This window comes from Halanaerobium hydrogeniformans, from assembly GCF_000166415.1.
GTDB classification, from domain to species: domain Bacteria; phylum Bacillota; class Halanaerobiia; order Halanaerobiales; family Halanaerobiaceae; genus Halanaerobium; species Halanaerobium hydrogeniformans.
This window is the reverse complement of record NC_014654.1, coordinates 874,604-898,256: the sequence shown is the minus strand read 5'-3', so window position 1 is coordinate 898,256 and position 23,653 is coordinate 874,604. Positions and strand designations below refer to the sequence as shown.

At 35.6% G+C, this 23,653-nt stretch carries 17 protein-coding genes and 1 pseudogene; 6 read left to right on the top strand and 12 right to left on the bottom strand.

From position 1 onward, the window contains the following. Nucleotides 1-28: 28 nt before the first annotated feature. The 4 genes from HALSA_RS03950 to glgA all read right to left on the bottom strand — a co-directional run bounded on the left by HALSA_RS03950 (nt 29) and on the right by glgA (nt 4,888). A complete protein-coding gene (locus HALSA_RS03950) occupies nt 29-967 on the bottom strand; it encodes a SufB/SufD family protein (RefSeq protein ID WP_013405321.1) in 939 nt (312 codons plus the stop codon). Then, nucleotides 967-1,716 carry an ABC transporter ATP-binding protein gene (locus HALSA_RS03945; protein ID WP_013405320.1) on the bottom strand — a complete coding sequence of 250 codons (750 nt, stop codon included), beginning with the start codon at nt 1,714-1,716 and terminating at the stop codon, nt 967-969. The genes HALSA_RS03950 and HALSA_RS03945 overlap by 1 nt, the downstream gene beginning before the upstream one ends. A 19-nt stretch (nt 1,717-1,735) precedes the next feature. Continuing rightward, nucleotides 1,736-2,962 (bottom strand): L-arabinose isomerase family protein, encoded by a 1,227-nt coding sequence (locus tag HALSA_RS03940; RefSeq protein WP_238524777.1) that lies wholly within the window; start codon nt 2,960-2,962, stop codon nt 1,736-1,738. A 153-nt stretch (nt 2,963-3,115) separates the two neighbouring features. Further along, nucleotides 3,116-4,888 (bottom strand): glycogen synthase GlgA, encoded by a 1,773-nt coding sequence (gene glgA, locus HALSA_RS03935; RefSeq protein WP_013405318.1) that lies wholly within the window; start codon nt 4,886-4,888, stop codon nt 3,116-3,118. A gap of 263 nt (nt 4,889-5,151) precedes the next feature. Here glgA and glgB point away from each other — a divergent pair, with 263 nt between their 5' ends. The 3 genes and pseudogenes from glgB (at nt 5,152) to glgD (ending at nt 9,456) form a co-directional block, all read left to right on the top strand. Continuing rightward, complete coding sequence (glgB, locus tag HALSA_RS03930) at nt 5,152-7,098, top strand: 1,4-alpha-glucan branching protein GlgB (RefSeq protein WP_013405317.1); 1,947 nt, start codon at nt 5,152-5,154, stop codon at nt 7,096-7,098. A gap of 23 nt (nt 7,099-7,121) precedes the next feature. Then, nucleotides 7,122-8,303, top strand: a pseudogene (locus HALSA_RS13320) (glucose-1-phosphate adenylyltransferase). A gap of 1 nt (nt 8,304) precedes the next feature. Next, nucleotides 8,305-9,456, top strand: coding sequence for a glucose-1-phosphate adenylyltransferase subunit GlgD (glgD, locus tag HALSA_RS03920; protein ID WP_013405316.1), 1,152 nt, complete (start codon nt 8,305-8,307; stop codon nt 9,454-9,456). A gap of 61 nt (nt 9,457-9,517) precedes the next feature. On the opposite strand, the gene HALSA_RS03915 is transcribed toward glgD, so the two are convergent. The 3 genes from HALSA_RS03915 to pulA form a co-directional block, all read right to left on the bottom strand. Next, nucleotides 9,518-10,885, bottom strand: a complete 1,368-nt coding sequence (locus tag HALSA_RS03915) for an alanine/glycine:cation symporter family protein (protein WP_013405315.1) — start codon at nt 10,883-10,885, stop codon at nt 9,518-9,520. 207 nt (nt 10,886-11,092) lie between these two features. Then, nucleotides 11,093-12,991, bottom strand: a complete 1,899-nt coding sequence (locus HALSA_RS03910) for a DUF4914 family protein (RefSeq protein ID WP_013405314.1) — start codon at nt 12,989-12,991, stop codon at nt 11,093-11,095. Between the two features lie 162 nt (nt 12,992-13,153). Continuing rightward, complete coding sequence (pulA, locus tag HALSA_RS03905) at nt 13,154-15,073, bottom strand: type I pullulanase (protein ID WP_013405313.1); 1,920 nt, start codon at nt 15,071-15,073, stop codon at nt 13,154-13,156. 202 nt (nt 15,074-15,275) lie between these two features. Between pulA and HALSA_RS03900 the strand changes: the two genes are divergently transcribed. The 3 genes from HALSA_RS03900 to glgP all read left to right on the top strand — a co-directional run bounded on the left by HALSA_RS03900 (nt 15,276) and on the right by glgP (nt 19,488). Continuing rightward, nucleotides 15,276-16,262: a carbohydrate kinase family protein gene (locus HALSA_RS03900; RefSeq protein WP_013405312.1), complete on the top strand. Its 987-nt coding sequence runs from the start codon at nt 15,276-15,278 to the stop codon at nt 16,260-16,262. Then, entirely contained in the window at nt 16,262-17,743 is a 1,482-nt protein-coding gene (locus HALSA_RS03895; RefSeq protein ID WP_013405311.1) for a glycosyltransferase, read from the top strand. The genes HALSA_RS03900 and HALSA_RS03895 overlap by 1 nt, the downstream gene beginning before the upstream one ends. A 131-nt stretch (nt 17,744-17,874) precedes the next feature. Next, nucleotides 17,875-19,488 carry an alpha-glucan family phosphorylase gene (gene glgP / locus HALSA_RS03890; RefSeq protein ID WP_013405310.1) on the top strand — a complete coding sequence of 538 codons (1,614 nt, stop codon included), beginning with the start codon at nt 17,875-17,877 and terminating at the stop codon, nt 19,486-19,488. A gap of 115 nt (nt 19,489-19,603) precedes the next feature. Here glgP and HALSA_RS03885 read toward each other — a convergent pair whose 3' ends face one another. The 5 genes from HALSA_RS03885 to HALSA_RS03865 form a co-directional block, all read right to left on the bottom strand. Then, the gene (locus tag HALSA_RS03885; RefSeq protein ID WP_013405309.1) at nt 19,604-20,152 is read right to left on the bottom strand and encodes a DJ-1 family glyoxalase III; all 549 of its coding nucleotides are present in this window, start codon (nt 20,150-20,152) and stop codon (nt 19,604-19,606) included. Nucleotides 20,153-20,181: 29 nt separating this feature from the next. Beyond that, the gene (locus HALSA_RS03880) at nt 20,182-21,537 is read right to left on the bottom strand and encodes a mechanosensitive ion channel family protein (RefSeq protein WP_013405308.1); all 1,356 of its coding nucleotides are present in this window, start codon (nt 21,535-21,537) and stop codon (nt 20,182-20,184) included. 4 nt (nt 21,538-21,541) lie between these two features. Continuing rightward, a complete protein-coding gene (locus HALSA_RS03875; RefSeq protein WP_013405307.1) occupies nt 21,542-22,162 on the bottom strand; it encodes an HAD family hydrolase in 621 nt (206 codons plus the stop codon). A 135-nt stretch (nt 22,163-22,297) separates the two neighbouring features. After that, the gene (locus HALSA_RS03870) at nt 22,298-22,864 is read right to left on the bottom strand and encodes a hypothetical protein (RefSeq protein ID WP_013405306.1); all 567 of its coding nucleotides are present in this window, start codon (nt 22,862-22,864) and stop codon (nt 22,298-22,300) included. Nucleotides 22,865-22,869: 5 nt separating this feature from the next. Further along, nucleotides 22,870-23,607 carry a polysaccharide deacetylase family protein gene (locus HALSA_RS03865; RefSeq protein ID WP_013405305.1) on the bottom strand — a complete coding sequence of 246 codons (738 nt, stop codon included), beginning with the start codon at nt 23,605-23,607 and terminating at the stop codon, nt 22,870-22,872. Between the last annotated feature and the right edge of the window lie 46 nt (nt 23,608-23,653).

Genomic DNA, 23,653 nt, shown 5'->3' with positions numbered 1-23,653 from the left:
CTTATTCCTCCTTGTTGCTAAACTTTCTTTAGTCATTTAGCAGACCCTGAATAATCACTTCTGAAGCTTCTTCTTCATCTAAGCCACGGGCCATTAAAGTCTGCAGCTGGGTACTGTCCACACTCCCTATAGCAGCCTCGTGGGTTACCTTTGCTTCTGGATGCCTAACATCTACAATCGGTATTGCTCTTGCAATAGCATGGTCTTTAATGATCTCGGTACAGTCAACATGTCCCATCGCTTCTGGTGCATCAGCTGTCAATTCATTATATATCTCAGCTTCTGCTTTATCTTTAATAGCGATCTTAGAATCAAGCACTCCTCTAGAGCCCCTGCCATTTAAATGGGCGGCTTCCCTTATTTTAATCACATCATCTTTTTCCCCACTTATCCTGGCCAGCATATCTACTTTAGCATAATCATCTAAATCGGCAGTATAATCAAAATCGATCTTACCACATCTACCTTTAAGCAGATCAAACTTTGTAACCAGATGACCATGAGGACCAACATTGATCTTAGATTTAGCAATTACCTCTACTCCACCATTATCTCCGTGAAAATGATGTTCTTTATAGATATAGCTGCCTCCAGCCTGAACATTGATTACAGCATCCATGATATGCTGAACCTTAACTGCATTTGGAAATACACAGTCTGCTCTAACCTCAACATGGGCATTTTTTTCTACTTCAACCTGCATATCTATTTTTTGTCTACCTTCTTTTGGGAGAACTCCAAAACACATATGAACAGGATTTTTTATTTTATAGCCTGCTTTAATTCTTACTTTAACAGCAACAGTATCTTCGGCAATTTTTTTGGCATCAACTTCTAAACCTTCTACCAGATTAGAACCCAGTATTTGATCTCTTTCCATAACTAAATGGGCTACTTCACTATCAGAAAATATATCATTTCCACCAGCCTCTTTATAGGCATCAACCATCATTTCATAATCTTTCATTAACTTGCCACCTCCGTTTCACATTCTTCAGCCTTTTTACAGGGCCCACAGAATGATTGAAAGTACTCACTTATTGCATCAGGTTTACCCTGACGAATGATTTCACCATCACATAATAAAGCGGCCCGATCTGCATACTTGAGCATTTCCTGTGAATGGGTGATCAATAAAATTCCGCTCTGTGAATCTTTAAAATAATTTATCATATCAGCAATATTATTTAAAGCTACAATATCTACTCCAGAATCAGGCTCATCTAAAATGATCAATTCTGGGTGCATTAAAATCAAAGAAGCTAACTCTATTCTTTTTCTTTCTCCACCACTTAAACTTTTATCAACAAAGCGATCTAAATAAACTTCTGGTCTTATTGCAACTTTTTGCAGAGCATCTCTGAGTTTTGCTTCTGTAACTTCTTCACCTTTTGCTTTTAAGCCAAGTGATAAAAATTCTCTCACTGTAACACCCTGATAACGGGCTGGTTCCTGCCAGGCCAGGGTTATTCCTTTTTTTGCTCTTTCATTAATCGGCAGGTCTTTTATCTCTTCTCCGTTTAAAAGCAGCTGGCCCTGGTCGGGATAATATTTATTAATCCCCATTAAAGTATAGGCAAGGGTTGATTTACCACAACCATTTGGACCTATCAGGGCAAAGACTTCTCCTTTTTCCAGGCTGAAACTTAAGCCATTTAAGATATCAGCATCTTCAATTTTTAAATGTAAATCTTTAACTTCCAGTAATTTTGGCATTATAACACTCCTTATAAATTTATTCCTTTGCTAAAAAATGGTTTATTTTAGCGGCATGATGACCTGCTATAATCAAATGATGATTGGCAATAGCGTCAGAAAGAAAATAATCTGAGCTCTGTGGTAGCTCAACTTTGATTTGAGTTCTACAGGCATTTTGAGAATTCATATTCTCTATAATTTTTCCTTCAGCAACAAAATATTGTTCTAAACCAGCTCCACCAATTTTAAAAACGGTAACAGCCTCTTTTCTTAAAATACCCTGTATTCCGACCCCAATTCCTGTTTCAAAATGAGAACGCAAAATAAATTTTTCGCTTATAGAGAGGGGAACAGTACAGTGGGCAAAATTTATCTGATCTTTTTTACTATCTATTTTAACCGGATTTGCCATAAAGGGTGTCTCACCGGTCAATTGTGCAGCTAAATACATAGTAAACACAGCTGCTATATCTCCTTCACAACCTGCAGTAATCCCTTCATCATTTAAAAGTGCAAGTGCAAGACAGCCGGTATTATTAATTTTTTCAACCAGATCAAAACATCTAATCGTTAAAGCATCTAAATCATAATCAACAGCAAGCTTTTTAAGGGCCAGATAAATCTCAGCAGCCTTTATTAAATCTGCTTTACTACTTTCAAGCATCTTTTCAGCCTTAATAAAATATTGTTCTGCAACTTTTTCTGCTTCTTTTTGCTCAATATTTTTCAAGGCACTATAAACTTCTTCCATTTCTATATCGATAAATTCTGTACCCCAGTGTTGAGCAGCATGCTCTCTATCGACCTGACTCCCTATTAACCAGTCAGATGGTTTACCAATCACACCGATTTTAGCTTCTGAGATCTTGTTTCTGATCCGTCTGTATTCAATTAATTCCTTAATTTCAACCAGCAGATCTTCATTTTCTCCATGAAGAATCTTCGCTTCTGCTCCTCGGGCATTAACAAAGCTCAATATTTCTAAAGCAGCTGGAAGGGAATTATGAAGCTCAACAGCATATAAATAAACCGGTTGGGGTAGATATTCAAAAATCCTGGCAAAATTTTTCTCAGAACCTCCTGATTTAATAAAATTAATAGTTAGATCATAATCTGAAAAATCATGGTCAGCAACCTCATCAACTGCTATTTCTGTAATTTCAAAATTATTATTTAAAAATTGATATTTATCTTTAAGACTATCATTAATCCTCTCTTCATCATGTATCTCTGATAATATAGAAAGCAGGGCAATTTTCATCATCTAACCTCCAAAATGTCTTTTTCTCTTTTCCATTACTATTATATTTAATTTTAGCTCTATAAGCAAACCTAATTTTAACAAAAAAAGACCGCTACTTTGATTTGCAATTCCAAAGTAGACGGCCTTGATTTAATATTTGATAATTTATATTTACTATACCTTAATCATATCGGCAATATTTTGATATTTTTTCTTGCCTATACCTTTAACAGCTGTTAGATCACTTTTTGCTGCAAAAGGACCATTTTCTTCTCTGTAAGAAACTATTCTTTCTGCATAAGCATTGCCGATCCCATCTAACTGCGAAAGTTCTTCAACAGAAGCAGCATTAATATCAATTAGCCGAGCTTTTTCTTTTTGCTCAGACTCTGCTTTTCCTGCCTCTTTACTCTCTTTAGTTTCAACAATATCGGTTACCTGTGGTTCATAAACTTTAATATTTACGGGGGTATCAGCTTCTTGTTCTTCTTTTTCGATCTCTAAACCAACAAGTTCAGCATAAAGGTCTTCATATTTGCGAGCTGAATTGTGCCAGCTGTAATCAAGATTCATAACTCTTGAAACTAATTTGTTCCAGACTCCTTTTTGCTTATAGAAAGAAACCGCTCTCTGGATCGTATAAAGCATATCATGGGCATTATAGGCAGCAAATGCAAAGCCTGTTCCTTCTCCTGTCTCTTCTTTGTAGGAAACCACTGTATCATTCAAGCCACCGGTTTCTCTAACGATAGGAATTGTTCCATAACGGAAACTGATCAACTGGCTTAAACCACATGGTTCATAGCGAGAAGGCATTAAGAACATATCACTACCTGCATAAATTTGATTGGCCAGTTTGCTGTCATACATAATATTAACAGAGAGATTATCCGGATATTCGGACTGTTTAGCTTTTAAGAAATCTTCGTATTCTCTATAACCTGTACCCAGAATTAAAAGCTGAGCACCAGTTTCTAAGATCTCATCAAAAACAGCCTTAACCAAATCAAGACCCTTTTGTTCAACCAGGCGAGAAATAAAGCCGATTAAAGGAATATCTGCATCAACTTTAAGGCCCATTTTCTGCTGAATATGGATCTTGTTAGCTATTTTTTTATCAATCTCCCCTTTAGAATAACGAACCGGGATGTTCTCATCTGTGGCAGGATTAAATTTATCATAGCTTATTCCATTAACTATTCCACTTAAATCATCACCACGCAGCCTGAGAGCATAATCAAGACCTTCTCCAAAATATGAAGTCTGTATTTCCTGAGCATAACTTTCACTAACGGTTGTAATATGGTCAGCATACATTATTCCACATTTCATATAATTTGTAAGTCCATTATGACGGATTTTACCGCTCTCCCAGTGATTATGAGCTAAACCTAAAACATCGCCAGCTACTTCAGGTCCAAATTGACCCTGATAGCGGATATTATGTATAGTAAATACGGTCTTTATATCCTTATAAAAATCCTGCTGTCGATAGCGGTCTGCAAAAAGCACAGGCAAAGGACCAGTTTGCCAGTCATTAGCATGAATAACATCAGGTTGAAACCCAATTACAGGCAGCATATCTAATACAGCCTGTGAGAAAAACGCATACTGCTCATGTTTATCCTCATTTTCATAGAGAGAATCTCTATCAAAGTAATGTTTATTATCAATAAAATAAACCGGTACTCCATCTTCTTCTAAATAGTTAACCCCTAGATATCTGTCTCTCCAGGCCAGTTTAGTCCTAAAATGACAGACTGATTCCATCTTCTCCTGATATTTTTCCGGAATCTGTCTGTACTGAGGTATTACCAGCCTTACATCATGGCCTTCTTCAATTAAAGCCTGTGGTAAAGAACCTGCTACATCAGCAAGACCTCCAGTTTTGATAAATGGATCTGCCTCTGAAGCTACAAATAAAATTTTCATTTTTTCTTTTTTCATCAAGCCACCTCCTAAAAAGTTCGATAAATCTTTATCTCCGACAAGTGAATAATTTCCAAATTAAGCTAAATATATATTTCCCCGTATAACAATAGTTTATTAAAACTCTCACCTCCTGTCAAATTAAAGATTTTTAAGCTGATTAAATTGAGCACAAAAGCAAGTTAATTAAAGGAAAATATCACTAAATAGAGAATAGTTATAATACAGTAAGTTAAAAACTTTTTTGATAATTTTGATTTTGACTGAGAGGAGGGAGTTTTATGACAAAGGATAATTATCCTGGTGATTATGATAGATATTTGTTTCATCAGGGACGACATTATGAAAGTTACGAATTTCTTGGAGCTCACCTGACAGAAGAAGATGGTGTAAAAGGAGTTAGGTTTTCAGTTTGGGCTCCCAATGCAGAAGAGATAAGTGTAATTGGTGATTTTAATGATTGGGATAAGACTGCTGATCCATTAAAAAAGATAAAAGAATCTGGAATCTGGACTGTTTTCGTGCCTGAAGCAGAAAATAAGATGTATTATAAATACTGGATTAGAGGATATAGAGGTGTAATTAGAGTCAAGGCAGATCCTTATGCAAAAAGACAGGAAAAAGCACCTAAAACAGCCTCCCAGATCTATGAGGCAGAAGAATATGACTGGCAGGATAAAAAATGGATGAAAAAACGGGAAAAGAAAAATGTTCTTAAAGAGCCAATAAGCATTTATGAACTTCACCTCGGTTCCTGGAAACAGGATGATGGTGAATTAATGAATTATAGAGACATAGCAGATGAGTTGGTCCCCTATATTTTAGAGATGGGCTTTACCCACATAGAACTAATGCCTTTAACCGAATATCCATTTCCTGGTTCCTGGGGTTATCAAACAACAGGCTTTTTCGCCTTAACTTCCCGTTATGGTACTCCCGAAGATTTTATGTATTTTGTGGATAAACTCCATAAAAATGATATAGGTGTAATAATGGACTGGGTTCCAAGTCATTTTTGTAAAGATGACCATGGGCTAAGACTTTTTGATGGTACTGCATTATTTGAAAGTAATGATCCCCGGCGGGCAGAGAACTTACAGTGGGATACCTTAAATTTTGATTTTGCCCAAAATGAGATCTGGAGTTTTTTAATTTCAAGTGCCAACTACTGGATGGAAAAATTCCACATTGATGGTTTAAGAGTAGATGCTGTCAGCAATATGCTTTATCTAAACTATGAAAAAGAAGATGGAGAATGGGCAGCCAATCAATATGGAGGCTTCGAAAATTTAGAAGCTATAGAATTTATTAAAGAACTCAACACCGAACTATTCAGCCGTTATCCAGGTCTGCTGATGATTGCCGAAGAATCAAGTGCCTGGCCTCTGGTGACAGCACCTGTTCATGAAGGTGGTCTGGGCTTTAATTTTAAATGGAATATGGGCTGGATGAATGATACCTTAGATTATATGGAAAAAGATCCTGTTTACAGGAAATGGGAACATAATAAATTAACTTTCTCCAGCATGTACAGTCACAGCGAAAATTATATTCTTCCCCTATCTCATGATGAAGTAGTCCACGGCAAAAAATCTCTTGTAGATAAAATGCCTGGAGATTACTGGAGGAAATTTGCCAATTTAAGATTATTATTTACTTATATGTATGCTCATCCAGGTAAAAACCTGATTTTTATGGGTGGAGAATTCGGTCAATTTATAGAGTGGAATTACAAACAGGAACTAGACTGGCTTTTACTTGATTATGAAAAACATCAACAAACCCAGGAATTTGTTAAAGATCTTAATCAACTTTACCTAAAAGAAAAAGCTCTCTGGGAACTAGATCATGATGTCCATGGTTTCAGATGGATTGAAGCCGATGATTATGAACAAAGTGTGCTCAGTTTTATCAGAAGCTCAGAAAATGCTAAACAGCAGATTATTGTTCTATTGAACTTCACACCTGAACCCAGAGATGATTATCGGATTGGGGTACCTGGTCCAGGAGAATACGAACTGCTCTTAAATAGTGACCAGGAAGTATTTGGTGGCTCAGATTATGAAACATCTGCCAGGGTTAAGGCTGAACAAAAGCCATATCATGGTTTTGATTATTCTATCGGTATCAACATACCCCCACTGGCTGGTATTTATTTAAAATACAATAAAAAGACGAATGAAGTCAAAAAGAGAGATGAAAAAAAGAAAGAGAGCAAAAATGGCTAAAAGTTTTAAAAAGGAGGTAGCTCATGCCCAAAGTAGAAATGCTTGCAATGCTGCTTGCAGGTGGTAAAGGTACCAGGCTCGGTGTTCTAACTAATAATATTGCTAAACCTGCTGTTCCCTTTGGTGCAGAATACAGGTTAATTGACTTTCCTTTGAGTAATTGTTCGAACTCTGGAGTTACAACAGTAGGGGTTTTAACCCAATATAAGCCCCTTGTTTTAAATAGATATATCGGTAGTGGTAGTTCCTGGGATCTAGATAGAAATAGTGGTGGAGTTACTGTTCTACCTCCTTATGTTAAAGAAGGGGGAGGCCACTGGTATAAGGGAACTGCAGATGCTATTTATCAAAATATAGAGTTTATCGATCTCTATGAACCTGAATATGTATTAGTATTATCAGGAGATCATATCTATAAAATGGATTACTCTAAGATGCTGGAATTTCACAAAGAAAAAAAGGCAGAAGTAAGTATTGCTGTTCTTGAAGTTCCCTGGGAGGAAACCCATCGTTTTGGAATAATGAATACAAACCAGGATCAAAAAATTATTGAATTTCAGGAAAAACCAAAAAACGCAAAAAATAATTTAGCTTCAATGGGGATCTATATTTTTAACTGGGAAACACTCCGCAAATATCTAAATGCAGAAGCAGAAAGAAATGAAAATTCTGCTGGAGATTTTGGTCATAATATCATTCCAGCGATGATGGATGATGAGCTCTCCTTTTATGCCTATACTTTTAAAGATTACTGGAAAGATGTTGGAACAATAAAAAGCTACTGGTAGGCTCATATGGATCTGTTAGGTGATCAACCTGAACTTGACCTTCAGAGTCGCAAATGGGTGATCTACAGTGTTAATCCCAATCGACCACCCCAATATATTGCCGGTGAAGCCGAAGTAGAAAATTCAATGATTAATAAAGGGACACAGGTAATGGGTAAGGTTAAAAACTCTGTACTCTTTTTTGGGGTCAAAATCGGCAGGGATGCTGTTGTAGAAAATTCAGTTGTCCTGCCCAATACCTGTATAGCTTCAGGTTCTCAGATAAATAATTCTATTATTGGGCGTAATGTCAATATAGAGAAAAATTCTCAGATAGGAATTGATTCTCAAACTGATGGATTAAAAATTACGGTTATTGGTGATGATGAATTGATTCCAGAGAACTCTAAAATTAAATCCGGAACGGTGGTGGGCTAAAATGGTGAGCTCAATTTATAAAAAAGATGGACAGAGTATGAAAAATGTAATGGGAATAATTAATAATGCCCTTGATGAGTCATTTTTAGATAAATTAACCTCACACCGCTCTTTAGCTTCTGTTCCCTTTGGGGCAAGGTATAGATTGATTGATTTCCCACTTTCTAATATGGTAAATTCGGGAATCACCAATGTCGGTCTACTGCTGCAGTCTAAATATCGCTCCTTAATGGATCACATTGGTTTTGGTAAGGCCTGGGATCTGGATAGAAAAAGAAACGGCCTTTTTATTCTACCACCATCTCATATTTACAAGGCTGAGCGAGCCTATAAAGGGGATTTGCAAAATTTCAGCAGTAATATCGATTATATAGAAAGAAGTGAACAGGAATATGCAATTATCGGTAGTCCTAATATAGTCGCAAATATTGACTACAGAGATGCCTTTAAATTTCATCTACAAAACAAAAATGATATAACAATTATCTATAAGCAGCTGGATGTTTTTCGTCGTGATACTTCATATATAGTGATTAATACAGATGATCATGACCGAATAATAGAAATGAAGGTTAATCCTAAAGATAAATATTTTAAAAAAATCTCTTTACAGAGATATATTATTAAAAAAGATCTGCTGCTAGATATTATTGATGATTGTATCAGTATGGGGCAGTGGGATTTTGTTAAAAATGCTATTATCGGTAATTTAAATAAGCTTAAAGTATATGGATATCCTTTTGATTCTTATGCAGCAGTCATCAATTCTATTAATGGTTATTACAAAGCGAATTTAGAGCTTCTAAAGCCAAATGTCTGGCAGGACCTTTTTTTAAAAGGTGCACCGATCTTTACCAAACCAAAGGATGAAGCCCCAAGTTCTTATAAAAGTGGTGCCAATGCCAGAAATATTCTGGTAGCTAATGGCTGTTCGATCCAGGGTGAAGTTAAAAATAGTATTCTTTTTAGGGGTGCTAAAATACACCCGGGAGCAGTTGTTAAAAATTCGATTATTATGCAAAAATCTATTATTGGAGAAAACGCTAAACTAGAAAATGTTATCCTGGATAAAGGAGTTCAGATTACAGCTGATAAATCTCTCAAAGGAGATATAAATTTACCAATGATAATTGCTAAAAACTCAATAGTTTAAAAAAAGGATGAACTGGGAGTAACCCCGGCTCATCCTTTTCGTATTTGTAAACTATAATATTTTAAGCAGCCTTGTCCTTGTCAAGGGTGGCCATATAATCATCTTTCTCTTTAACTATAACCCCTGCCAGTACAATTAAGGCAACTAAATTAGGGGCTGCCATTAAACCATTTAATGTATCAGCTAAAAGCCAGATCGGTTCTAAAGCTCCAACTGCCCCTACAAAAAGTAAAATTACAAAAACAAATCTATAGGGCTTAACTATTTTCTTGCCAAATAGATATCTCCAACTCTCTTCTCCATAAAAACTCCAGGTTAACATTGTGGTATAAGCAAAAATAATGATACTAATATTAATTATATAACCACCTGGCCCGGGCAAACCTCTGCTAAAACCTTCTGCAGCTAAAACAGCCCCTGTTTCTCCTGTACCAAGAGCTCCAGTTAATAAAACAACAAAAGCAGTTATAGAACCAACAACAATTGTATCAATAAATACTTCCCAAATGCCCCACATGCCCTGACGAGTTGGTTGATTTTTAGCCTGGGCATGAACTATTGAAGCTGCACCTAAACCGGCTTCATTAGAAAAAACTCCTCTGGCAATACCAAAACGAACTGCCATTCTTACTGAAGCACCAGCAAATCCACCAAATGCTGCTGCAGGACTAAAGGCATTCGCAAAAATATCACCCATAACTCCTGGTAAAGCAGAAATATTCATTAAAATAATTACAAATCCACCTATAAAATAAAAAATTGCCATTACCGGAACGAGTCTTTCTGCCACTTTACCGATCCTTTTAATCCCACCTAAAATTACAAGCCCCACAAAAAAGGAAACAGCAACTCCTGTAATCCAGGTTGGAATAGCAAATCCACTTTCTGCAGCATGGGCTAAAGTATTTGACTGAACCATATTACCGATTCCAAAAGCGGCAATTCCAGCAAAAAATGCATATAAAACCGCCAGCCACTTCCATTTTCCTCCCATACCATGTTCTATATAATACATAACTCCACCAGTATAGTCGTCTTCTCCGTGTTTTTCCCTAAATTTTACACCAAGCTGGGCCTCACCAAATTTGGTCGCCATACCTACTAAGGCCGAAATCCACATCCAAAAAACAGCTCCCGAACCACCTAAAGAAATTGCAGTACTTACCCCTGCAATATTACCAACTCCAAGGGTAGCCGCCATAGCTGAACTGATGGCCTGAAATGAAGATAAAACTCCTCCCTCCTCTTCTACTTCTTTACTAAAATATCGGCCAAAACTTTTGTCCCAGGAAAGTTTAAAGTGTTTAAACTGGAAAAAATCAAGCCTGATCGTTAAATAAAGACCTGTACCGACAAGTAAAACTAAAAACGGTGGTCCCCAAACAACTGCATTTACAGCATCATTAATAGATAAAAATGTTTCTAACATCTGCTTCCTCCTCGTATGATATTTGCAGTTATATTAACTACATAGATTTATAATTAGATAGCAGGCTGCATATTCCTGCAAAATAAAAGTAATAAATATGTTTAATAATCTTATCCATGTATACAAAAAGCTCCTGCTTGTGAAGCAGAAGCTTGATTTGATATATATTTTACTATTAAAAAATTACCGCTTTATAAAGGATGCAAATTAAACCTCTCTTATAATTGCTTCACCCTCTATTAGATCACAATAATCTTCAACTTTACCATCATTTAAACAGGTTTTTATTATTTCTTCTCCAATTGGATGAAGACCTGGTTCTAGATATTCTCTCACACATTTTTTAAAGAAGTCGGAAAGAATCTTACCACCAATATCATAGGCTTTTTCGCCAACTTCTGCCTGACGATGAACCTGCAGAAATTCTTTTTCTATCTGCTGACCTTCAACCAGTAATTCTTTTAAAGAATAACCTAAAAGCGGCATCCTGGCAGGTCTCAACTGATCTTTTGTAAACCAGGCTCCACCTCTCCGGGCTAAATACTCTCTGGTTATCCATTCTGGCATAAAGCCAACCTTCCAGGCACCAATATGCTGGTTGGGAGTTACAATATATTTTACCTTCGGGGTTTCTATAATCTGCTCTAAAAGCAAATTGGCCTGATCAACTTTTTTACCGGTAGCAAAGGGCCAGTAAGAACCAACACCCTCTGAACTCATACCATCACCAGTAATTATACTGGGATTACCATGTCCACGTGGGGACACAAGTCTCCACAGCCAGGCAAGAGCAGGTGGTAGAACATGGAATAACCCTAAAATACCATAAGTTGGGTTTTCCTTTGTACAGGGGGGAACCCTAACACCAAAGCTTCTTACATCGATAGAAAGTGGCTCTTTTAATACATCTGGTATAATATCTCTTGGTATTGTAACCCTGGGGTTAGGACAGGGCTTATTTGGCTCATCTTCAATATGCTCCCAGATCAAAGCAGTACTATTTGGTGCTGCATCAATATTCAAAAATAAAAGCGGTTTGTCTGGATCAGCAGTAATTGCCTCTAGGTTTGGCTCAGTTCCATATTTGTTAATATGATCTACTCTTACAAACCATGAATTCTCCGCATCCATTAAGGTTAATTTGCCATTATTTTTCTGTAAGGAGTTATGGCAGATAGCCATATCATCTGTCATCGGTCTCAAACCACAACCTTGAGGTAAGGTGATCCGATATTTTTCTTCGGTCATTAAATTTTTACCAAAAAGCAACCTACCACTTCTTTCGCGGTGCATATCTTCTAACATCTCACTTTTTCCACCACCACTTGCACCTTCATGAGAGATGTTTACAGTATTACCATAAGGAGTAACTACCTGAACTGCTGAACAGTGAAGGGTAACCCACTCTTCTTCTACCCCCTGATTAATTAACATTCCATAAACACCTTTTTTGGCACTAGGGCCTGGATAAAGATTATAGGCGAACATTTCATATTTATTTTTTAATCTTCTATGGACAACTACCTGTTTACCGTCAAAATGGGTGTGTCTAAATGGGGGAGCGATATAGATAAAGGATTCTGGTACAAAATCCTTTTCTAATTCCCGTGTATCAACTATTCCCTGGAGTAGGGCCAGCCCAAAAGCAAAAAAACCGGCATTAGCTGGTGCAATTGCCATTGCTTTGACACCTAAACCAGAAGGTCCAGTTTCAAAAAAGAATACGGCAAGTTCCTGTTCTTTTAACCAGTCAAAGGTTTCTTCCCTCACTCCGGAAAAATCCTCACCAAATCTATTTTCATATCTTTCCTTATCAGTTGGCTGATCATCTGCTATTAACATACAGTTGGGATCACGCCTTCTCATATATGGGTCAGGATAATTAGCAGATATACCATTTCTAACCTTACAAACAACAGCCTCTACTACTTCTCCCTGGCCGGGAATATCATATTTAACTTCCTGGCAGCCATTTTTTGCATCTCTAACTGCTAAATCGACCAGTTCTTCTTCTTTGTGAGCAACAATATAATTTGGACATGCTTCTAACAATTCAGATACTTCATCAGGTAACACAACATTTTCTAGTTGTTTTTCTTTAATCATAAGTTATACTCGCTTCTCCTTTCTTTCTTTAAAATTTAGATTTTTAAAAAATTTATTAAAAACCAAAATTTTTATATTTTTAATTGCGAAAATATAAAAAAAATTCAGTTTAGTAATTGAATTTTATCACAGAAAATATTTTTATACAAGTATTTTGAATCTCTAATACCCTAAAACAAGATCTTCAGAATAAATCACCATTCCTGTAATAGGTGGGACAACAACCTCATCAGAGTGAAAAAATCTAATCGGTTCAGTACCAGCTTCCTGCTCATCAACGACGATGGCCCAGGTGCCATGTTCTGGCAGAAAAAACTGTTTCCATTCATGAGAAGGATTTAAAAGTACCAATATTTTATTCCAGGCATCACCATTTGCATTGTTATAAATGCCATAACCTACAGTACCAAAAGGTGAATTGATAAATTCTATATTTTTTCTTATCTCCTCTTTCGTTTTCATCCTGAAAGCAGGATGGTGGCTGCGTAAATTGATTAAACCTTTGACATAATTAAAATGATCTCTATAAGTGGTTTTACGTTCCCATTTAAGCTCATTAATATCTATCCCTGAATTATAGCTGTTATGATCACCGAACTTTGTTCTTAAAAATTCAGTTCCTGCTAAAACAAATGGTACCCCCTGTGAAGTTAAAAGGATTACCATAGCCAATTTATGCATTTTTTTGCGTTCTTCCTCATCAGCACCAGGACAACAGCGGGCCAGTTTATCCCAAAGGGTAAGATTATCATGAGATTCAACATAATTAATTGTTTCACTCGGATAATGGGCAAAGCCATGCAGCCTTCTTTCAGCAAGACCAACAGAACCGATGATCCCCTCATTTATCTGTCTCTCAAGACCTATTTTACCCTGAACAAAGCCCTTTCCAATCCCATCATTATCTCCTTTAATCGCAGAACGATAATCATCATTAAAAACTGAAATACCCGTACCTTTTTGATCACCCTTTTTAATCTGCTGATAATTGCTCAGCTGTGGCTCAAGAGCAGTCCATGGTTCTCCATAAATTAAAACCGAAGGGTTTTCTCGTCTTAACTTCTCTGATGCCAAAAGCATCGTTTCTCGATCAATAGCAGACATCAAATCAAAGCGAAAACCATCAATGTGGTATTCGCGACTCCAATATAATAAAGAGTCTAAAATAAATTTGCGCATCATTTCGCGCTCGGTTGCTATTTCATTACCACAACCAGAAGCATTGGCAAATTCTCCGTCTTCAGTAAACCTGTAAAAATAATTTGGAAATATTTTTTGGAAGGGTGAATCTTCAGTTTGGTATGTATGATTATAGACTACATCCATAATCACTCCAATCCCATAAGAATGAAGAGTTTTAACCATTTTTTTAAACTCATAAATCCTGCTTTCATTGCTGGGATTTGATGAGTATGAACCTTCAGGAACCATATAATATAGTGGATCATAGCCCCAATTATAATCTTTTTTATCTAGATCATCAACAGTACAAAAATCAAAGACTGGTAGAAGATGCACATGGGTAATACCCAGTTCTTTTAAGTGAGAAATACCGGTTAACATTCCCTCCTGATTAACACTATGTCTTTCAGTAAAAGCTGTATATTTACCCCTATTTCTCATCCCACTTTCTTTAGAAATGGAGAAATCTTTAACATGGAGTTCATAAATAACTGCATCAACCGGATCCTCTATTTCGACTTTCTTATCTTCTTTCCAGGTAGGTGGATTAACTTTTGAAGGATCAACTATTAAACCATATTTACTGTTTGTACCAACAGCTTTAACCCAGGGATCAACAAAATTAAACTCCTGTTTTGGTGTCCTTAATCTGAGACGATAATATTTACCGTAAACACTTAAAGGTAGTTTAACCTTCCAGGTATCACTTATAGATCGCTCTAATTTATATTCTTCAATTTTCTTTTTGCCTTTATCATCATCATAAATTTCTATTGCTGCAGCTTGAGCCGGAGGTGACCAAATTCTATAATATATTTTTTTAGAATCGAATGTAAAACCTAGATCATCACCAGAATAATAGAGTTTAGCAGCCCGCCTGTTAACTTTTTCTTTTAGCATTTAAACCATCCCCAAAATAATTACAGTTTTGTAAACATCAATAAATATCAATATACCCTGCTATTTTATTACTAATTCTTTATTAAATACTCATTTCCTGCCCAGAGAATATATTAATCTCCAAAAAAAACAGGTTATTTAAAATTTATGTAGAAATAATGATTAGATAGGAAGTATAATAATTAACACTGAGGTGAGACTATTGTTAAGTATTTATGATCGCTTATACCCTGAGAAAAAACCTATCGATATAACAGCTTTTGGTGAGGTTCTTCTTGATATGATCTCTCGTGAGGAAGCTCCTTTAAAAGAGTGTATTAATTTCACAAGATATTTTGGTGGTTCTCCTGCCAATGTTCTTGTTAATTCACAGAGACTGGACAATCAAACTGCTTTTATATCGAGAATAGGAGATGATGCCTTTGGAGATTATTTAAAAGATATTTTAAAAGATGAAAGAGTTAACTTAGACTGTCTTCAAATAGACAGTTCTGCCGCTACACCGGTAATTTTCGTTAATAAAAGTAAAGCTACACCCTCCTGGTTAGCTTACAGAGGTGCAGATATTAATATTGAACTTGAAGAAGAAATTTATGAAAAAATTGATCAATCTTCAATCTTTTTTATCGGCAGTTTTATTCTCTCAAAAAATCCTGCCAGATCAACTGCTTTAAAAATTATTGATTATGCAGTTGAAAATGATACTTTACTGGCCTTTGATCCCAGTTTTAGAGCCAGCCTCTGGCCTGAAGGTGAAAAAGGCAAACAAATCATTAAAGACATTATCAGTAAATCCGATTTTATTAAACCCTCACTTGATGATGCAGAGCATTTATTTGCTAAAGATACCCCAAAAAATTATCTTAAAAAATATCATCAATGTGGAGCCAAAATAGTTATTTTAACCTTAGGTAAAGATGGAGTCTTAGTATCTGATGGAAAAAACGAACCCGTACATATAGAAGTTTTTTCAGAAAAGGTTATTGATGTAACTGGAGCAGGTGATTCTTTTTGGTCTGGTTTTTTAAGTGGCATTTTAAGATCATTAACTATTAAAGAATCAGCTAAATTGGGGAATGCAGTAGCAGCTTTCAAAATCCAGGGAGTTGGTGCCCTGTCATCAATACCACCACTTCTAGAAATTATGTCATATTATAATATTAATCCGGCTGAAAGGGGAGAAAATTAATGAGTGATATTAAACATGTTGCTTTTTTGAATCCACAGGGAAACTTTGATAAAGATGATAGTTATTGGACAGAACATCCCGATTTTGGAGGTCAACTGGTCTATGTTAAGGAAGTTAGTAAAGCCATGGCAGAATTGGGAGTTAAAGTTGATATTGTAACAAGACAAATTAATGATCCAAAATGGCCGGAATTTAGTGATTTATATGATAGTTATGAAGGAGCTGATAACTTAAGAATAATCAGGCTTCCTTTTGGTGGTGACAAATTTTTAGAAAAAGAAAAGTTATGGCCTCATCTTAAAGAATATGTTGATGCAGTTGCCGATTTTTATGATGAAGAAGGAGTTTTTCCTGATTTCTTTACAACTCACTATGGAGATGGCGGTCTTGCCGGTGTGTTATTAAAAGAAAAAATGGAAACTCCTTTTTCCTTTACCGGCCATTCTTTAGGTGCTCAAAAAATGGATAAACTCAATTTTAGTAAAGATAATTATAATGAGTTAATAGAGAGATTTAAGTTCCACTCTAGAATAGTTGCAGAAAGATTGGCAATGAAATATTGCAATCAAATCATAGTTAGCACCTCACAGGAAAGATATGAGCAGTACTCTCACCCTTATTATGAGGGAGCAGCTGTAGTTGAGGATGACAAAAAGTTTTCCGTAATTCCACCGGGGGTAAATACTACAGTCTTTGATGGCAATTATAGCCAGGAAACTGCTGAAAAATTGGCCAATTATCTAAATAGAGATCTTAGTGCAGAACGGACTGAATTGCCCTGCGTAATTTCTGCCAGTAGACTTGATCAAAAGAAAAATCATATCAGCCTTGTTAAAGCTTTTGCTGCAGATAAAAAACTGCAGGAAATTGCAAACCTTATTATAACATTAAGAGGTATTGAAAATCCATTTGAAGATTACAGTGCTGCAGGTGGAGAAGAAAAAGAAATCTTAGCTAAGATAATGAAAATTATCGCTGAAAATAACCTTGAAGGAAAAGTAAGTATGTTTCCAATTTCAAGCCAAAAAGAGCTTTCTGAATGCTATGCCTTCCTGGCAGAGAAAGAATCTGTTTTTTCTCTGACTTCATTTTATGAGCCATTTGGTTTAGCCCCAGTTGAAGCTATGGCCGCAGGATTACCAGCAGTTGTGACCAAAAATGGTGGGCAAAAAGAAATTATGGAAGATGATGAGTATGGAATACTAATTGATCCTGAAGATTCAGCTGATATTGCTAGAGGTCTAAAAAAGATTCTCGGTAAAAAAGATGTCTGGGAGAAATATCAGAAAAAAGCAATAAAGCGGGTTGAAAGCAAATATACCTGGAAGCAGACAGCAAAAAGATATATAGCAGCTATAGAAAAAGGTCTAGAATTTAAAATTCCGGTTGATCACAGTGATATACCAAGTTATTTTTTCCTACCAGATAGTGATAATGAACATAAACTATTAGAAAAATTTAACCAAAATGTACTAAAATAATAGACATTTGCTGAGAATTTGTTATAATAAATAGATGCATACTTATAAATTGTAAAAAAGGTAGGCATTTTGGATCTATATTAATTTATTATATTTGGGAAAAGTTTTAATATTAAAAAGGAGTGAAGTAGATGAACAACAGCAAACCCCATACAGCATATTTTTGTATGGAATATGGTTTAGATGAAGATATGAGGATTTATGCAGGTGGACTAGGAATCTTGGCAGGAGACATTTTAAAGGCAGCAAAAGAATATTCTTATCCTATTACAGGAATTGGTCTTTTGTGGAAAAAAGGATATTCTAAGCAGGTTATAAATAAAGATGGACGTCCTGTTGATAAACATCCTATCCAAAAAAGAAATTATGAACATGCAGTTGATACAGGAGAAAAAGTTACCGTAAAAGTTAAGGATCAAGATGTAACACTTAAAATCTGGAAAGTTGATAAATTTGATAATGCAACCCTTTACCTTCTCGATGCTAACTTAGCTGAAAACAAGAAATTCCAGAACATAACTGACGGACTTTATGATGGTTTTAATGAAAAAAGAATTGCTCAGGAGATTGTTCTGGGAATTGGTGGAGTTAAGGCAATTAGAAAATTAGGCCTTAACATTGATATTTATCACTTCAATGAAGGACATGCAGCTTTAGCAGGTACAGAATTAATCAGAGAAAAAATGGAAAACGGAATGGATTTCCATGAAGCCTGGAAAACTGTTAAAGAAGATATTGTCTTTACAACCCACACCCCTGTTAAAGAAGGTAATGAGGCTCATAGCTTAGATAGCTTAGAAAAAATGGGTGCCTTTAATAGCCTGACAAGAGAACAGATGAAAGAAATTGGAGACAGCCCTTTTGGAATGACAGTGGCAGGCTTACGCCTCTCTAGAATCTCTAATGGTGTTGCAAAATTACACGGTCAAACAGCTCGAGAAATGTGGAAAGATGTTACAGGAAAATCACCAATAATCTCAATTACGAATGGTGTACACAGAAGTACCTGGGTTGACAAAAGAATTAGAGATAATGTTGATAACAAGGAGAAAATTGTTGAAAAACATCAAGAGATGAAAAATGAATTGGTAGATTATATAAAAGAAACTAATGGAGCACAACTTGATCCCAATAAGCTTATTATTGGTTTTGCAAGAAGAGCTACAGCATATAAAAGACCAAATCTTATTTTTCAAAAATCAGATGTGATCGATCCTTATTTAGAATGTGGTGATATTCAATTAGTATTCTCAGGTAAAGCACATCCAACAGATGATAATGGTAAAAACATCGTAGCTAATATTGTTAAAAAAGCAAAACAATTCCCAAATAGTGTAGTTTTCTTAGAAGATTATAATATGGAAACTGGAAGAATGCTGACCCGTGGTGTTGATGTATGGCTGAACAACCCCCGTAAACCTCTAGAAGCAAGTGGTACTTCAGGTATGAAAGCTGCCATGAATGGTGGTCTCAACCTCAGTATACTTGATGGTTGGTGGGTCGAAGGTTGTGAGCACGGGATTAACGGCTGGCAATTTGGAGATGGCTATGAAGGTGAAGGCCAGGATGAAAGTGATCTTTACGCTCTCTATAGGGTTCTATTCAATGATGTAATTCCTACCTTTTATGCAAACAAAGATCGCTGGCAGGATATGATGTTTGAAAGTGTGCAATCAACTTATGAAAGATTTTCTGCTAAAAAAATGGTGGAAAGATATTATGAAGAAATGTATGTTAGTGAATAACACAAAAAGCTAATATAATAACTTGCTGATTTAAATTTAGCAAATAAAAACCCCGTTCTAAAGAACGGGGTTTTCTTATCGGCAATTATTTTATTATTGCTTTAAAATTGAATATTTAGCCCTGAAAGAGCATCGCATTTTTTAGCTGCTCACTTTTATCACTATCTACTAAATACTCAACTATATTTAGAGCAAACTCAAGGGCAAGTCCAGGGCCACGAGAGGTTATAATATTACCATCTATAACAAGCTTTTTTTCCTGATAATCAGCAGACTGCATCTCTTCATCAAAACCTGGATAACTGGTAGCTTTTTTACCTTCTAATATTCCTGCTGCTTCTAAAACAATTGGAGCAGCACAAATCGCTGCACACAGGTCACCTCTATTATTAACATCCCTGATTATCTCTAAGAGTTCTTCACTATCTCTTAAGTTAGCAGCTCCAGGCATACCACCAGGTAAAACCACCGCAGAAATATCGGCACTGTCAATATTCTCGATTTTTTCATCTGCTTCTACTTTTATAGCATGATCTCCCATGATTTCTCTGCCACCAATTCCTGCAGTAACAACCTCAAGACCAGCTCTTCTTAAAACATCGATATTGGTAACCGCCTCTATTTCTTCAAAACCTTCAGCAAGTGGAATTAAAATTTTTCCCATAAATTAGCCTCCTTAATCCAGTTTTCAAATTATTCTTGCTCAATATTATCTTCTTGTTTTGAATTTTTGCCCAAACCAGCCAAATTTTTGTTAATAGATTCAGATATAGATTCAGACATAGATCTAAGATGATAATCTCTCTGCGGAAATGGAATTTCTATATCATGTTCTTTAAAATTATCCCAGATGGATAAGAGTACATCACTTTGAATTGAATGGATCCCATTTTGTGGATCACTAATCCAGAATCGCAGCTCAAAGTTTACAGAGCTATCAGCAAATTCCATCAGCAAACAGCTTGGTTTAGGAGAATCCAAGATTCTTTTTTTCCCCTCTGAAGCTTTTAGAATCAGTTCTTCAACCAGTCTTAAATCACTATCATAGGAAACACCAACTTCTACATTAACCCGAACCAGGTTATCACTATATGACCAGTTAATTACCTTTTTAGTTATAAAATCCTCATTTGGAATCAGAAATTCCTTGCCTGCCTGGGTAACCACAGAGACGAAACGGGTATCAAGTTCCCTAACCCAGCCATAAACATCACCGATTTCTACAACATCCCCGGGTTTAATGGATTTATCAGCCAAGATAATTATTCCACTGATAAAATTAGATACAATTTTCTGCAGCCCGAAACCTAAACCAACACCAACAGCACCACCAAGGAAGGCAAAAGCACCTAAATCAATTCCCAGTGAACTTAAGGCAAATAAAGCTGCAGCGGTGAAGATCAAAAATTTAGCAATTTTATTTAATAAAACCCTGACCGAAGGAGTAAGGTCCGTATTTTTATTAATCTGTCTACTAACGATCCTGCTTATTCTATCAGCAGCCCATAATAATATACTGAAAATAATTAACGACTGGGCAATAAGTAAAACTGAGACTCTCAGGTTGCCACTTCTAAAAGCAAGACTATCCAAAAAGCTAATCGTTTCTTCATAAATATTAAGAATTCTTAAAGCGGCAATTATCCAAATTAAAACTGATAGAAATTTAAACATTTTCTTTTTAGGAAAAAACAGAGTTATAGATTTGACGATCAACCAGGCTGTAACAAGATTCGCAAAAATACTGATTACTGCTAATGGTAGATTTAAAACAGCTGCAATAACATAATAAGCAGAAATCAAAAGCATTAAAATTAAAGGCAATAACAGTCTATTAACAGCCCTTTTTATCTTATTTTCTTTAAAAAACTTTATTTTTTTAAGTAATTCTTCTATTCTAGTTGCAGTTATTTTGCTTAAAAAATAAGCTGCAAAAATCATTATAAGAAAAATAATTAATTCTATTAAATTTGTTCGAACCAAAAGATAATTTTCTATAATTTCAATTAATTGATGATAAACATAATCCGGTTCGATGCCTTCAAACATAGCCTCACTCCCCTAAAGATTCTACTGATTCGAAATAATATTGCAACTCTTCTTTTAACATTTCTGCTGTTTGAAAATGAATTCCTTTTATCCCCTTGCTTTGAGCTGCTTCAATGTTAGCCAGTGTATCATCAATAAATAAAGTTTCTTCTGCTTTTAATTGATATTCATTTAATAAATAAGAATAAATTTCTTTTTCTGGTTTGATCATCCCTACCTCAGAAGAAATAACAATCCCAGAAAAATAACTGAAAAAATCATATTTTTCATGAACATAAGCAAAAGCTTTCTGATGAAAATTAGAAAGCACATAAAGCTGATAATCTTTTTGAGCCAGCTCTTTTAAAATTAAAAGAGTATCTTCTTTCAAACTAAGTATTTTTTCCCAGCCATCCACTACATTTTCTATCTCAGGCGCTAAATGGGGATTTCTCGCGATCATTTTCTTTTTAGCTTCAGCAAAGTTAAGGCTTCCCCTGTCCAGCTGCAGCCATTCGGGACTGGCAAAAACAGCTTTTTTAATTTCCATTTTTTGCTGTTCATCATACTCTAGATCAGCCAAATAACTTTCCGGATCAAAGTCTAAGAGGACATTCCCCAGGTCAAACACTATATTTTTAATCATTTTCTCACCCCAGAATATTATCTAAGTATATAATTCTAGCTGTTTTATGTTAATCCTGCTTAAAGTTATAAATGAACTATCGTCTAAAAAAAAATCCGACCAAAAAGTCGGATTCCTAAAATAAGTTTTTAATTATTATTTCAATTCTGCTTTCATTTTTTCAATTAATTTATCAAAACGCTGATTATAGCTTTTTTGAAATTCAGAAAGTTTTTTAGCAAGCTGCTGTCTCATCTGACCATTCATTCCCTGTTCCTGGCCACCATTTGCAGCTGCCTGAGCACTTAAACCCTGTGCCTGAGAATTATCTAGATGCTGCTGTACCTGTTGATCTAATTTATTTTTTTGAGTTTGATACTGCTGCTGTAGGCTCTGAGCCTGAGTAAAAGATTTTTCGAAAAAACTACTATTTTCCGTATCTTTAAGTGATTCTACGGCAACTACTGCTTCTTTTCTCCGCTCAATCTGTTCAGAGCTATTACGTAGTCCAATCGACTCAATTAACATTAACTGGGCCTCAACTAAAACAGCCTCATCTTCATCTTTTAATTCATGCCATAAACCTTCAGGATCCATATCACCTTTGAAAAAAGGGGCCATAACTTTTTTTAAATTTTCCCTGATCTCCAGTGAATTATCACCCTCATCATCAGCATAAATTCTTTCCGCTCTTTCCATAGCAACTTCATATGCGCTTTTCACAACTATCAATCCTCCTTAAAAAGATCAAAGAATCTATCTTGATAAGCATTGAAGACTCCCCAGCGGTCTAATTCTCTTTTTAATTTAGCCGGGTCTTCTTCACCTTTTTTAACCATTTCAAACATTCTTTCTATCTCTTCACTTGCTGCGATTGGAAGTCCTTCTAAATTTCTTGTTACAACAGAATAACCTTCTTCATCAGTACTTAAATAACCCTTTTCCTCATAATAGGGAAGTTGAGATTTATAAGCACTTTTTAACATCAGACTTTGAATAAACTTCATCAGTGAAACATCCCAGAGCTCATCAACACCTTTGATTATTACAGTTAAATTATCTTCATCATTAATTCTTTCATTTTCAATCTCTTCCTGAGCTTTTTCTAATTCTCTTGATATTGTAAAAGTACTGATTGATTGTTTGCGATAATTCATTTTATATAATAATCCGGCCAAATCAGGGTTTTCATTAGCAATCATCTGCATCGCTTTTTTGGCTTCACCACTAAATCCACTCATATTTATCATGTAATCTGGGGTTAGAAGTTTTGGTTTTTCCCAGGTAATTTTTCCTTCTCTTACCTTGGTTTCAGGTCCTTCTTCCGGAAATTCTTCCAGATAATATGGCTCACTGAGCACAAAATAGTGGAGAGTTGTATCATGAGATGTTGAAATTAAATCTTCTGGTTCTAACAATATTTCTGTGTTCTCCAGAACTTCTTTAATCTTGTTTTTATCTTTCATCTTAACTCCTCCTCTCAGGCCTGAAGTAGAGATTATTCAATTTTTG